The 14,129-nt window shown below is 43.2% G+C and carries 14 protein-coding genes; 1 reads left to right on the forward strand and 13 read right to left on the reverse strand.

The genetic code is table 11. The features are described 5' to 3' along the window. Positions 1–510 precede the first annotated feature (510 nt). The 8 genes from GC102_RS16055 to GC102_RS16095 form a co-directional block, all read right to left on the reverse strand. On the reverse strand, positions 511–828 hold the full coding sequence (locus GC102_RS16055) for a DUF7716 domain-containing protein (RefSeq protein ID WP_171690455.1): 318 nt from the start codon (positions 826–828) through the stop codon (positions 511–513). Positions 829–975: 147 nt separating this feature from the next. Beyond that, positions 976–1,194: a helix-turn-helix domain-containing protein gene (locus GC102_RS16060; RefSeq protein WP_004434885.1), complete on the reverse strand. Its 219-nt coding sequence runs from the start codon at positions 1,192–1,194 to the stop codon at positions 976–978. Between the two features lie 10 nt (positions 1,195–1,204). Beyond that, positions 1,205–1,687, reverse strand: a complete 483-nt coding sequence (locus GC102_RS16065; RefSeq protein WP_171690456.1) for a DUF2975 domain-containing protein — start codon at positions 1,685–1,687, stop codon at positions 1,205–1,207. A 512-nt stretch (positions 1,688–2,199) separates the two neighbouring features. After that, a complete protein-coding gene (gene cdiI, locus GC102_RS16075; RefSeq protein ID WP_171690457.1) occupies positions 2,200–2,565 on the reverse strand; it encodes a ribonuclease toxin immunity protein CdiI in 366 nt (121 codons plus the stop codon). Between the two features lie 40 nt (positions 2,566–2,605). Next, positions 2,606–3,706, reverse strand: a complete 1,101-nt coding sequence (locus tag GC102_RS16080) for a pre-toxin TG domain-containing protein (RefSeq protein ID WP_171690458.1) — start codon at positions 3,704–3,706, stop codon at positions 2,606–2,608. Beyond that, positions 3,703–4,884: a hypothetical protein gene (locus GC102_RS16085; protein WP_171690459.1), complete on the reverse strand. Its 1,182-nt coding sequence runs from the start codon at positions 4,882–4,884 to the stop codon at positions 3,703–3,705. The genes GC102_RS16080 and GC102_RS16085 overlap by 4 nt, the downstream gene beginning before the upstream one ends. Beyond that, positions 4,871–5,410: a hypothetical protein gene (locus tag GC102_RS16090; RefSeq protein ID WP_171690460.1), complete on the reverse strand. Its 540-nt coding sequence runs from the start codon at positions 5,408–5,410 to the stop codon at positions 4,871–4,873. The genes GC102_RS16085 and GC102_RS16090 overlap by 14 nt, the downstream gene beginning before the upstream one ends. Before the next feature lie 828 nt (positions 5,411–6,238). Next, on the reverse strand, positions 6,239–6,814 hold the full coding sequence (locus tag GC102_RS16095; RefSeq protein ID WP_171690461.1) for a cysteine hydrolase family protein: 576 nt from the start codon (positions 6,812–6,814) through the stop codon (positions 6,239–6,241). Positions 6,815–7,012: 198 nt separating this feature from the next. On the opposite strand from GC102_RS16095, the gene GC102_RS16100 reads away from it, so the two are divergent. Continuing rightward, positions 7,013–7,621 carry a TetR/AcrR family transcriptional regulator gene (locus tag GC102_RS16100; RefSeq protein WP_171690462.1) on the forward strand — a complete coding sequence of 203 codons (609 nt, stop codon included), beginning with the start codon at positions 7,013–7,015 and terminating at the stop codon, positions 7,619–7,621. Positions 7,622–8,188: 567 nt separating this feature from the next. Here the strand turns inward: GC102_RS16100 and ymzB are convergent. The 5 genes from ymzB to GC102_RS16125 all read right to left on the reverse strand — a co-directional run bounded on the left by ymzB (position 8,189) and on the right by GC102_RS16125 (position 13,853). Next, positions 8,189–8,530, reverse strand: coding sequence for a protein YmzB (gene ymzB, locus GC102_RS16105; RefSeq protein ID WP_171690463.1), 342 nt, complete (start codon positions 8,528–8,530; stop codon positions 8,189–8,191). 169 nt (positions 8,531–8,699) lie between these two features. Next, complete coding sequence (locus tag GC102_RS16110) at positions 8,700–9,455, reverse strand: exonuclease domain-containing protein (protein ID WP_171690464.1); 756 nt, start codon at positions 9,453–9,455, stop codon at positions 8,700–8,702. A gap of 535 nt (positions 9,456–9,990) precedes the next feature. Continuing rightward, a complete protein-coding gene (locus GC102_RS16115; RefSeq protein WP_171690465.1) occupies positions 9,991–10,170 on the reverse strand; it encodes a hypothetical protein in 180 nt (59 codons plus the stop codon). A 620-nt stretch (positions 10,171–10,790) separates the two neighbouring features. Then, positions 10,791–12,440, reverse strand: coding sequence for an immunoglobulin-like domain-containing protein (locus GC102_RS16120; protein ID WP_171690466.1), 1,650 nt, complete (start codon positions 12,438–12,440; stop codon positions 10,791–10,793). An 834-nt stretch (positions 12,441–13,274) separates the two neighbouring features. Next, positions 13,275–13,853, reverse strand: coding sequence for a DUF4871 domain-containing protein (locus tag GC102_RS16125; protein ID WP_171690467.1), 579 nt, complete (start codon positions 13,851–13,853; stop codon positions 13,275–13,277). Between the last annotated feature and the right edge of the window lie 276 nt (positions 13,854–14,129).

Raw genomic sequence — 14,129 nt, forward strand, 5'->3', positions numbered from 1 at the left:
CCTCCATTTCGTGCTTCCACATATTGGAATTATCCACCCATTAGCGTAACGCGGCTACTGTTCCACGCTGGCTTGCCCCCTGACTAAAAAGCAGCTGTAAATTGCTATTCCATATATTCAAGACAGCCACCAAACTAACCTGCCCTTTAACGTAACAAAGCCGCCGATCGTGTCGGCAGCTTCGTCATTCAACTATAGTGTCCCATTAGCGCATGCCAATGATTTTTATAAACTCAACCTAAGTCAGGAAGGTACGGTTTAAGAAACTGTTCGCTACGCTCCCAAAGTTCACGTTCTATGCTTCCGTCATCTTTAAAAGCAACCGCCATCGGCCTATTTTTGGAGTAGGTCTCTCCCGGTTTCCAATCGATCCCCGGCTTTCCCACGACAAGCGCCGTAATTATCCTTCTTGCGAATTTCTTTCGTGAATGGCTTCTTCAGTTCGTGGGATAAGAAACTCTACGCCAAATTTTTCAACTATCGTATCCGTTAGTTCAATCCGGACCACCTTCAGTCAAAAGAAATGAATGCATCATGTCGATAATAAAACAAGAATGCACTGATCAAGTCATTCAAAGTACAGTCTGCTCGTTGTTGCCTCGCGTTACTCACTATATCTTGGACTTCGCTAATATTTAATACGTGGACCAACCCGTTATCAATGGCAAACTGTGGAGCTTCTTCATCATGTGCCAGATCATCCATATTTATTATTGCAGAAGGACTGTCTAAGTTCCAATCTTCGTTCTCTGGAAGAAATAAAGAATCCGCCCAAGAAAATTTATTAGGATCTCCTAGGACATCCCTAATTGGTATAAATTGGCTCATAACATAATTTCTCCAATCTGAGCTATGTATTACGTCTTTTATAAACTCCGTTAGATTTACGACAGAAGGAGCAGTTGCCGCGGCAAACTGCTACAAGATTTGTTGAACTAAAGAGACCCGTTAGTTAAATAAATTTGTTGTCTGTTTTTATTGAGTGTCTTCGTCGCTTTTGTACTCCAAAATATCACCTGGCTGACAATCCAAAGTCTTACATATCGCTTCTAAAGTTGAAAAACGCACCGCTTTTGCTTTCCCATTTTTCAGAATGGAAAGATTCGCCATAGTAATTCCAACCCTCTCCGAAAGCTCCGTTACGCTCATTTTTCGTTTTGCTAACATCACATCAATATTAATAATAATTGCCATATGCTCCACCTCAGACCGTTAAATCATTTTCTGATTTTATATTAATAGCTTCTTGTAAAAGTCTTTGGAGAACAGCAGCAAAAACGGCGATCACCATAGAGGCGAAAATAATGACCAATCCCATTGGTATGAAACTTGGAGGGTCAACTCTCTTCCCCATGAGATAGTAGAGTGGCATACCTAGCAGGTACAAGGTACTGATTGTGATGGCACAGTATTTTATATTCTTTAAAGCTTTTACCGATAATTCCGAGAACGCTTGGTTCTTATCAATATAGCTTAAAAGTTTAAAAGCTTGATACAGAGCAAAGTAAAAAGGAATCGCTGCTGCGTACATATCGATTAAAACGAGAGATTTCATATAAGCCGTTTCTGGATACAATTCTCCAGCAAAATTCCCAATCTTAGGCACTAAAAATATGCACAAAGCGAGAATTGGGATTCCAATAAGAATAACAGCTATCTTCAAAAAGAGTGTTTTTCCTCGTTTCATAAACTGCACCTCACTTATTTAATGTCAGTTTTTACTTTACAACATAATTTATCGTTTTACAATAAATTAATATCGTTTTTGATAAAAATAAAAAGCATTTCTCATTACAAAGAAATGCTCTTACTTTAAAATGTTAAATTTACAACTTATTCAACAAAACTACCGTTAGTTGAGCAAAGGCTACCGATCATGCTGGCAGCCTCATTTGGTTCTATATGTAACTAACGTTTCTCGTTAGCGCAATGATCTAGTTTTTCTTTCAACGCCGAAATCAATTCCTCTGTTCCTCGGATTTTCCCCATTTTGGGGAACATGGTCTTTACTACATAATGGTGTTCCTCTTTCGATGAAGCTGTCATGGCATCTTCGACGAAAACTTGATTATATCCATGTTGAAAACAGGTATCCCAGCCTTCCGTCCATTGCACGCCGCCTTCAAGCCAAAATTTTACTCACAGGGTCCACCACTTCCACCTCGTTCAATAATGATTGGAAAAAAATTGAATCATCATTTAAACCAATTTTAATGTTTTCTTTATTTTTTCTAGGTATTGGAAAATTTCATTCTCTCTACTGGGATTACGTTCTATAAAATCTTTACTGGCCTTTTGCAGATAATAGAAAAAATCATCGTAGTCAACAACCAGTACTTCATCCTTCTCCACAGCAGGATGTTCATAAAAGTATGCTACACCTGTCTCTCCAAAATAGCCCTCTTCCCAAGATTGAAGTTCATTCGCGAAAAGACACCATATAGCACCTATTCCAAAGCCTTGTCTGTTACAATAATTCTTTATGGCATCCAAGAAGTAAGATTGGCCTAAATTAGCGTAATATAATTCTATCAGGTCTTTTTCCCTCTTATTTTCAGTGATCATAAGATACTCCTTCAGGTATTAATTTAAAATCAGTAAAAAGTTATGGCTTCTCAAGGATCGGGAAGAAGTTAGTTATTTCACCGTTTTCAATATATCCTTGAAACTTAAGTCCGTTCGGGGCAGTACCAGTTAGTATCCTTCCATTTGTTGATTGTGTAGCATTTGCCATTGCCTGCCTCCCCCACTCTAACATTTGTTCATCCGGAATTACACTCGGGTCGTACACAGTCTTCGGGAAGGGAATGTTTTTATACTGCCCTTCAATTATTTTGCCTGTCATATCTTTGGCGGGTAATTGATATTTTATTTCATATACACCATTAATTGTTGGATGAGGAGTTCTAGATACAATTAAGTCATCCATATTCCAACCATTATTAGTAAAAACCTCTTCAAAATTATGAAGATTATGTCCCCCAAGAATACCTCTCCCCTTCTTCCAAACTACATCTTCAACTTCTGAGAAGTGTGTTTCATATCCGGGCCTTAATTTGTAAAGGAGAACTTTTGGTTTTCCGCCTTCACCATCATTCGGTTGGATTGGGTCGCTGTCGCCGCGGCCGGAGGAACTGCCTCGCCCGCCGCCATCGTTAGGTGGTTTGGCAGCGCCACCGGAACCGGCCTCCGGTGTTGGGGTGCTTTCGCCGTCTGCATCTCGCGATCGCCTTGACCCACTTCCGGCGTCAACATCAACCGCCCTGCGCGAACCTTCGGAAGGAACTCCGGTCCGTCCCGCCCGGCCGGCATCCGCCAATTCGTCTAGCTCGTCGGCATGGCGCAATCCTTTGCCAAGATCGCCGCCGGCATCCAAAATATCGCCGATTCTCCCGATTTTCCCTATTGCGCCGAAAGGAACGAGATTGAGCGCCCTTTCCCAGGTTTCGAGCTCTTGGCCGGTAATCAAGTCTTTGCCCGTAATCGCTTCGATAATGCCCTTCACCTGTCCGACGACGGGGACAAAATTAAGCCCCACACTAAGTAGCGTAGCGAATATCCCCAAACCGACGGTCGCGGCGACAGCGGCTCTCTGCGTTTTGAAACAATCGGTCAAGCTCCCGCAGTTGTCGGCCGTCGCCGCGTCCGGAAACGCAAAAAACAATATCACTGCGATAAGCGTCCCTAAAGGGAAATAACGGATCATTTTGACGGTTCACCTTCCTTTGGCCGGACGATCGGAAGCTGAGGGGTGAGCAGGAAAATGATTACCATCGAAAGCGCAGTCATCAGAAGCAGCGGCCGGAACGTATCCGTAGAACGCAGCATATTTTCCAATATCGCCGAAGCAATGATTTTAATCAGAATAAATCCGATAACCAATCGGAGGAGCAGTGGAATCTTATCCATCCACTTGGCCCAGACGCCGAAAGGAACGGGTATTAACTGTTTTCGGACCGCCAGCAGCACAAAAATCAACGCTCCGATTAGCACGGGATCGATGAGCGATTTGTAAATTCCCGCAATCATCAGAACCGACCACAACGCGGCGGCTGCGGTGGAAAACCATGGGTTGATCTGGTCTCCGAGCGAACGGACAGGAGGAAGATCCCGCAGCTCTCGCTCCAGCTCCTCAAGCGGCTTTCCGACCTCGCTGCGAAACGCCGTCATCCCCTGCAGCAGCATTCGAACGGCGGCGATTACGATCGCAACAAAGATGATGACCCACTCGTAATGCTGCAAAGGAACGGTTGCCTTCGCCGGAGGATTGGTTGAAACCCAGGTGAATACCGGCCTTATCAGAACCGGCACGGTTTGCGTCCAGAAATACACGAGCACTCCGGTGAGCAGCACGTACAGTGCCGCAGCAACTTTGAAGCCGGTTTTCAAAGGTAGGAAAGGAATTAGAAGCTGTGCGGTCAGCGCTTTGGTTACCATAGGGATTTTTACCGTTAACAGATATAAAAGACCATACTCGATCAAAAGCGGTATCCTCACCTTGCCGACATGCTCCAAAAAACCCTCGTTCCGCCGCCATCCGACCTGCGTCCAGCTTGTGTGTTGCAGAAAGAAATCACCAAAGATAAAGCCGACGATAAAAAGCAGTCCGAGGTTCGCGCTGCTTATTCCGAAAATGGCCGCAATTATAACCACTATAAGTGATTCGCTGAAAACACTTTCGAACCCCGGATGCCACCAGCCGATCGCAAGTCCTGTGATCAGCACCAGCAAAGGTGCCCAGGAGGCAGCCGCAGGCCATGCGGCCAGGTAGAGTCCGTCGAGGAATGTGAACGGAAGCTTACTGGAGAACCAGCTGGCCCGCAAAGGCAGCTGAACCCACCAAAATCGCACGAGCCACCGAAGAGACGGCTTAGACTGAGACATGGCCAAGGGTCTCCTTTCTCAAGATCAGCTTCCTCGCCATATAACCAAGAACCACTCCATAAACGATGTGGCCGGTCATGGAAACCGAAACAAGCTCGTCGAGAGCTTTCACGTCAAGCCAGCCAGGATACACGGTAACCATCGCCAGTTCGAGGATCATCGCCCAAACCAAGCCTGCCCAAATGCCTTTGCGTCCGAATGCAACCGTATAAGCGATCCCGAATGTCGTACCGTTGGCGATATGGAATACGGCTCCAAGCATGCTGACCCATAGACCGGTCGCTTGTTCACCGACGAGCGCTTTTCCGAATATCCCGAAAATATCGAACGGCCAAAATTGAAAGCCCGTCACTTTAATTAATACGAATCGGGAAAGATCGTACAGGCATGTGGCCAGAAAACCGGCGATTGTCCCGCAACCGATAAGCCGCTTGATTTCGGATTGTTTTTCGGAAGATACTCTTCTCCAAATCATTCTTCCAATCATGAATGCCAGTATCAGAACGCCTATCAAAGTGTATAGCATGGAAATCCCCGAAAAAATATAAACCAGCAATGAAGCCCCAGTCGATAAAAAAAATACTGCAAAAATAAACGTTTTCGTCTTTATACTAATTTCCCTCCTACCGGGCTCATCCGAAGATTAACTCTTCCCCTATTTTTGTCGTTCCTGCAATTAAAGCGAACATGTTTCAAACCTCCTATCGATCCAAATCTTGGTTTGAGACGATGTTGTACTGGATCGTATTCAGTAATCGCATTTACTGCTGGCTGAACAACAAACTCTTCTCCTGTAATAATTCGACTCTCTCTCTAAACGGTCTAAATTGTAATGAAACGGAAAGTTTAGATCCAATGTTTTCTCAGCCTCCAAATAGTTTTTTTCATACTCTAAATATTTCGAATCGTTCTTGGTAATTTATGGGTGACGGGTATAAAAATATTTTGTATTTTTTCTCATTTGGTTTCTTCCAGTTACTTGAGAAAGGTTTGCGTGCAGGCGATAGACTTAATTGCGTTATCCTGCCCTTAGTTTAATAGTAAAAAGAGACCCTCAGTAACGGGCTGAGGGTCTAAGTTTATATTTTAAAAGGGGGTCGACTTTTATTATAATCTTGAATGATTAATCCCAGATGAAAATAAGATTTCAATCATGTAACAAATATTTAACTATAGTTCTGCGTCACATATTTCAATAATCAAAAAATGACACCATTTTTCGTGTAGTATATGCCATCCTCACTTGCTTTTTTAGTAACGAAATCTGCATTCTGTTTGAGCCGTTCCTCTCCGTTTCCATTGCAAGGAGTGCTTCTTAAAGAATAAGGCGAGTTGGAGCGCATACGATCGTGAGTTAATTGGATAAAGAAGCCACCCACGTGTCGACAGGTACCACCTCGGCCTGATGGGGGAACACCTTTTCGATTAGAACGCGATGAACCTCGGGTTCGGCATCGATACAGGCGTCGGAAAGTACCGTAAGGGCAAAGTCTTTATCTGCTGCTTCACGCAAAGTCGATAAAACGACCCCGCTTGTGGCGATTCCGCTGAGAATGAGCGTGTCGATCTGGCGGGACCGAAGGAGCACCTCAAGGTCACTTCCGGTGAACGCACTCACTCGAAGCTTGGTCACAATCGGCTCGTCAGGCCGAGGCTGCACGGATTCATGAATTTGCATCGTCGACTCCGGAGCCACCGCTGATCCGGCCCGACTGGCAATACCCGTGAACATTTTGTTTCTAGAACTAATCTCGGGATAACCTGCGCGAAATGCGACACGTACGTAAATAACGGGAATAGCGTGACTGCGTGCGGCTTCAATAGCCTTTTGGAACGGAAGCAGTGCCTTCTCACTGTCTACGAATCGCGACACGACGCTGTTTTGCATATCCATGATCAACAGCGCGCTTTTGCTCGGTGAATTTTGCATGTGTTTCTATTCTCCTTTTCATCGAGTTGCAATTACGACATTCGGATTGGAACATTTCGGGGGAAACACTTGAATCGATCACGAATAACCCCCCGTCATAAACGGAGAACATATTCCGTTTATTATTATACGGAGAACACTCTCCGTTTGTCAATAAATCGCCAGTAATGTAATATTAATAAAGAGGTGTTATCCAGGATGTCTAAAAAGAATATTTTAGCTGGAGACGGTGACACCACAGATTCCATCGTCGCCACTCCTCCAAACAAGGCATTGCGTGCAGATGCCAAAATAAATCGGGATAAGCTGCTCAATGTCGCCCATAAGGTTTTTACGACCGAAGGCATCTCCGTCTCGATGGATGAAATCGCCCGACGTGCCGGTGTGGGCGTGGGTACCGTCTATCGGCATTTCCCGACCAAGGAAGACTTGTTTGGGGCCGTCATTATCAGCCACAAGGCGCGTCTTATCGAAGAAGCAAATCAATTGCTTTACCACGACGATCCAGGCGAAGCATTCTTTCATTATTTTGCAAGAATCATACGCGAGGGGATTGCAAACAAGGCGATCACCGATGCCCTTGTTAGCAGTCTGAATATAAACGCTGGACGTTCGGAGGTTGCGAGCGATTTTTGGCAAGGGATTGACAATCTTCTCGCCCGTGCCCAACAAAGCGGCTCCGTTCGGGCTGATGCTCGCTTTGAGGATATCAAAGTCCTGCTTATTGGCATCTTGCAGGCAACCGGGGACAGTGGGACTTTTCCGGACCGCGTCGTGTCGATCCTATGCGACGGTCTTCGCGGGTAATCAAAGACTACCCGTTCGATAGAAAAGGCAGCCGATCATCTGGGAGGCCACTGAAGAACCTAGCTTTTTTCCTGAGTAATAGTATCTGCACAAAAAGAGACGACCTTCGCTCACATCTCGTGAATCGATGGTCGTCTCATGCTATTTAAATCAGCCATTGAAGCAGGGTTCTCTAGAAAAGCACTTCAATATTCGCTTTAAATTCACAGCGAAGATCGCCACCGACCAATTCAATATTTCACCATATATTTCACCAACGGTGGGTATATACTTCTTATGTATTCGTTAGAGTATTGCCCGAAGGCCACCATCGTTGCGGCAGCCCATAAATCAAAAGCAAAGAAAAAAGCACCGCGACGGTGCTTAGGGTTGTTAATCCTTTTAAAAGTTATCCAATTGATAAAACTTACGTTAAAGACCTGCCTCAACTCAAATACTGTTTATCGCGGTTCCTATGTTCTCCATTACCTCTTTTGTTCGTTCCATTAGACTTGGCTCACTTGGAACCTTTTCAGTTGCCTGTCCGTCCAGATAAGTCCCCCTCCTTCAGATGCTTTATGATTGCGGTTATTGAGTGGTGATCATGTAAGAGGCGCGATCCGTTTGAATCTCCATTCCTTTTTCATTTTGAATACCCTGGAAGTTTCCGTCGAAAGAAATTTCGTAACTATCTTCGGGAAGCCTATGCTTTTCACCATCCTGTGTCTCGATGCTTCCACTTCCGCGTAGTACGATCGCTTTGGGCGATAAATAGGCGTCTAAGGTGTCTGAAAAGTTCATGAGCCCAACGTCATTGACGTTAATTTCTATCTGATCTATATCTTCTTGATCTTCTTTTTTAATCATGATGCTCTTGTCTTTATTGGCTTCAAACCAGCTACAAACCTCTTGCATAGTTAATTCGTCCATCGTATTGTCCATCCCTTACTTTATTTGATTCGATTCAAATGTTCTACGTAAGCATAAGTTTTCTTTACATTAGTGTGGATCGGCTATTCCATATTTGGGTAGCAATAATTGTTATTCTTTTATTGTTCGATAAATACAAAAAGACCCCATTCATGGGGGTCTACGCCATTTACGCATATAATAATTTATTTGTTTTACGACCATACTTCATATGCGCAAACTTCATAAAGAGATTTTGAACCATTCTGATTTCGTGATCAGCTAAGTTCATGATGGCGATATACTTCTGAGTATTCCGATCCTTTAAAAAATCGTCCCAACTTAACATTTGGTCATTTTCAATAGCATTGTCAAGCGACATAAGAATCCATTTCTTGATGCCACCCGTACATATTTTCACAGGATCTGGGGTGAAATAGTTGATATCACTTACGATTCCTAGTTTGAGCTTCAATAAAAGTGCAGCATTTAAAGCATCATCCAGTGCAGAATGACTTTGTCCGATAAACTGAAAGCCATGATCCTCTAGAGCTTGCTGCAAGCCTCCATCAAAATGACGCGTCATGTCCAACAATTGAGTAGTGATCCATTCTGTATGAACATGATTTACTTTGCAATCAACCATTAAAGTGAAGAAATCGCTGGCGCCCCATGCGATCAGCTTATAATCTGTGCCGCAAAATTTTTTGAATTTTTTAATAACCGCTTCAAAAGGCTTGCTTTTTAATAACGTTTCTTTTTTGATACCGCAAAACTGCAATGCAAATCTATTTAAAGGAAATTTAGGACGAATAAAGCTTTGGAATGTCTCGATAATTTCCATCTGCTCATTTAATTTTACAGCCCCAATTTCAATAATCTCCATAGGATAAATGTCATAATGCTGCCTACCGTTGAATTCGAGATCGATAACGATGTAATGCATGCTCTATTCACCTCATTACTTCTCATATACCATGTACATAAAAATGAGACCATGATGGATACGAATGTACCATATTCTCTTCATCCACTCAATCCTTCAATTCTTCCCAAGTCATTTTACTAAAAAAAGCCTCTCATGAGTTAAATAAAAAATTACCACAAAGGTCAAAGTTACATGTCTTTTTTTGGTGAATAATTCTATTAATCTCTTTGCACGAAATTTGAATTTAGTGCAAAAGTTGATGCTAAAAACCACGTCCACCCAAGATGATGTTAAAGCGATTAAATTTTCGTTTGAACATAAGAATAAGTAATTATGGAATCGACTTGAGCATAGTAAGTACAATTTGAAAATTCTTCATTCTTTACCTCCAATTCGATTTAGATTCATTTTCCAAAATTAATTTGAAGTAACCTGCCCGAAAGTTGAAAAAAGGCTGCATCTGTGTCGGCGGCCTCAATCGAGCTATCGTTCCCACTGATGAGAACCAAACTTCATCGGATACTTATTTGTCGAGGTACATTGACAGATGACACTATTCTAAGTCATTTCGGGGATGCGGATTAATCGGCGGATATAAGAATTGATTATCTTTCATCGGATCATGATCATCAGAGTTTTCGCTTTCATCTGGCGTCTCAGCAGCAGTCATAGCCGACATAGCTTCAAAGCTCACGAAGTCTTCGACTTCATCAAACTGGTTGTTTTCAGTCATTGCAAACCTCCTTAAGGTGGATTTCATTACCAGACAATTATTCGCCTTATATTTACTTTTTATTCAGGAATTCAAGGAAGCAAAGTCCCCCGTCCAGATGGACCGAGGATGACCTATGTTGGCAACCTTTGATGAGCGCTTGTATCCCGTTAGCCTTCCATGCATCTCTTATGCTGCACCATAGAGCATGAAAGTTAATACGTTCTTTCATGGTAGTTGAACGATTTTATCAGAAATAATTATCGAGATTTATGCATTCTGAATCGAACAAATTCAAAAGTCATTAATAATGCTACAAGTAAAATAAACATAGGAATCACCGCAAGAAGTCCCATACTTCCCATGTTCGGATTCCATAAGGAAACAAGAGGCAATATGACGTGTTTATACATATATTTGTTGCCGAAACCTGCCCATTACTTCCAATGAAGAAACAACTGATCGTTATAGCCGGCTGCCGTCGTCTTGATTGTGCTATCGTTCTGCGTTAGTTGATAAGGCGATTACATGCCATTTGGGTGAAATACAAAAGGATCTCCCCTTCTTATGGATCCCCTTCATTGCACAAAAATTAAAAAAAACCGTCCTGCGGACGGGTTTTTTAGGGCTTTACAACCGTATTAAGGAAGTTGCTTCACGGTCAAAACAAATGCTTTGGTCTCAGCATAACCTCCGCTAGTAATAACAGCCGTCATGATAACTGAAGCATCTCCGCCGGCTGCTGCCGGTCGAGTAATAACACCGGTGTTAGAAATAACTGCCGTATTACTCGAAATCCAAACGACATTCGATCCATTCGGCCCAATCACTGGCAGACCGATATTACTCATTACGCTGGAAACGGAATCGGATGTCCCGAACGTAATGGCCAGCGCTGATTTATCCGCAGCAACCCGCTGCGCGTCTGTCAATTGCTGCTTTACCGTCAAGATAAAGGACTTGGTATCGGAATAACCTCCAGCCGAGATGATAGCATTAAGGACAACCGTTACATCGCCTTGTCCGGCGGTCGGACGATTAACAGTTCTGCCATCGCTTGATATAATGGACGGATTGTTCGAAACCCAACTGATTGATGAACCATTGACACCCGTAAGCGGAAGTGTCATTGCCTGAGTGACATTGGATAACGTATCCGTTCCTCCATAAACAATAGCCAAAGCTTCCTTATCTGCGGCAACACGTTGTATGTCCGTCAACTGTTGTTTTATTGTCAAGGTGAAGGTTTTGAACTCTGACGAACTGCCGTTTGTTAAAATAGCGGTTAGCACCACTGATGCGTCGCCACTGCCAGCGGAAGGCCGTTGCACGGTTTTTCCGTCATTCGAAATAACGGATGTATTGCTGGATACCCAAGTGATGGTAGAACCGTTTGTCCCGCTAAGCGGCAATGTTAACGGTTGAGTTACACTGTTTGCCGTATCTGTTCCACTAAATTTGATGGCAAGCAATGCTTTGTCCGCAGCCACTTCTTGAGCATCAGAAAGTAACGACTTCACTGTCAAAGAAAAAGTCTTGGTATCTGAAACGCTACCATAGGTTATGGTCGCTGTGAGAGTTACCACGGAATCCCCCTGAGCTGTTGTGGGCCGGTTCAGCGTTTTGCCGTCGTTCGAGATTATCGATGTATTGCTGGATACCCAAGTTATTGTGGAAGCGTTTGTTCCGCTAAGCGGCAAGACTAACGGTTTGGTTACACTAGTTGCCGTATCCGTCCCGCTAAAAGTAATGGCCAATGCCGCTTTATCTGCGGCTACTCTTTGGGCCTCCGAGTTTTGTTGCAAAACTGTTAGGGTAAACGTTTTAGTTTTGGAAACGTCGCCGTAACTAACAGTGGCTATAAGCGTTACTACAGCATCTCCTTGCCCTGCGGAAGGTCGAATGACAATTTGTCCGTCATCCGAAATAATCGAAGGCGCACTCGATTTCCAAGTGATCGTGGAACCATGAGTTCCCGCTACCGGCAGCGCAATAGCCTGAGTGACCTTATCTTTCGAATCGGTGTTTCCATATGTAATCTCCAACTCTTTCAAGTCCGCGGCCACTCGCTGTTCTATCGTCCAGTTTGTCTCATTGTGTTTTCCTTGCTTTCGCTCTATTGCCCGGCGGATTGCTTCCCGGGCCGTTTCATTCTTTTTCCCTCGTTCGAGAGCGTTTTCTAAGCCCGTCTTTTTCCCGGCATGGTTGCCCGGATGCTCGTCGTTCGCGAATGCGGCACCCGTCACCATAAGACTTAAAGCTGCGGTACAAAGCAAGATCTTTGTCTTCATTCCGTTGTTCCTCCTCATATTCATTCTTCCCCTCATATTCTTTCGTGTAGTTTACATTATTTGGGAGGGTCTTTGGATAAGATTAAAAAACAACAATTGGATGAAGAAGAATTGAGTATTGCACATGCAATCTGAGAATCGTTCTCTACGGGATGCCGAATCGATCTAATGCGTTTTAGATCGTTTGAAGAGAGCGAGATAACTGGGGGTGTGGGGTAAGTTGATCAACGTCAGATACGTTTGAGAATTGAATTTGGCACTGATGAATGTAGGGGATATCGCGGGTTTATACTAAACAAAGTTCGAGGAAGTCCAATGGATAGAGGCTTCAGAAAACATCTGAATTGAATCTCTATCCATTTTCTAGCCATTTATAGCAACATTTTAGTTCTGTAAAAAGGCTATTGAACTCTATCTGCCGCTGTTTGTCGGCTGGAAGGGGCTGATTTATTGCTGTCTTTGGTGTATACGGTTCGGTTAACGGGTCTGTGCAGGTTTCTGTTCCACATAGTCATAGTCGGCGTAATCCGTGGCATGTTTTGCTGTAGTATCCTGCCCGTAAACACAGCAAAGCCGCCGGTCATTCTGGCGGTTGCCTCTTGATGTGGTTTTTCGTTACTTGAGTGCCACCACGCTATCCTGCCCGTTAGTTGAACAGGCTACCGATAAATTCGATAGCCTGTTGTCATGGAACTATCGTTCTCCGTTAGTTTAATGACCGTACTTATCGGTTCACCGTAATGTATCTAAACACAAAAGCCACTCCCTAACTCAAAGGAGTGATTTCTTTGGATAGAACTTCTCTTTTATTTGAACTATCGTTTTCCGTCTATCTTAATTTTGTTCTTGTACTTGAACAACAACACTGCCAAAAAGCTTCTCTTCGATGTAAGTATCTAATCGCCATAGCCCAGCATAGGGTAATGACATCATAGTAGGTCCTTTAGCAACTTCATCGTTATCTGGAATAGGTGGTTGAACATTAGGATTTAGAATGCCAATCCCACCCTTAAAAACACTAATTTCTTCTCCCGTTTGCTTCCCGACTCCTCTTATTTCCATTTTCTTTCCGAATAATTGTTGCGTCTCTTCTATCGTACTACCCCAAAAGTGCCACATATATTTGTTAGATTTTCCTGCAATGATAGGATGTCCGCCAGTGAGGAAACCTAACTTTCCCTCTTTTCCAATCAAAATATATTCGCCTTTTGTTCCATCACCAAATGTAACCGGAATATTAAATGTTGGACTTACCTCCCATCCTTTTGCATTGATGTCTACTTTTAAAGATGATTTATTTTCTTCTTGAACATTCAGTTCTTTTTCTACCCCTGTCTGTGTTGAACAACTTGTTAGGACAAATGCCATTATCAAAAGGGAAATGAAATCAAATGTACAATTTTTTTTCATCATACACCTCCGAAATGATTCTTAACTTATTAGACGTTTTCAAATTACAATCTGTTTCTTTTTTTACAATAAAATTTTCCAATTACTTTTAATGCACTGAAGAAACCAGCCCCCTTACGCGAAATGGTTTACGCTGCATTCATTAAACTATCGTTTCCCGTTAGTTTAACGTCCTGACTTCTGTTTATGCTACGGTTCACCGTAATTAGATTAAAAGAAAATCACATATCCTTTGGTACAAATATCCCCAATAATTTACCGTTTAACCTATCGAACTCT

It is taken from the genome of Paenibacillus germinis (assembly GCF_013141785.1).
Lineage (GTDB): Bacteria > Bacillota > Bacilli > Paenibacillales > NBRC-103111 > Paenibacillus_E > Paenibacillus_E phytorum.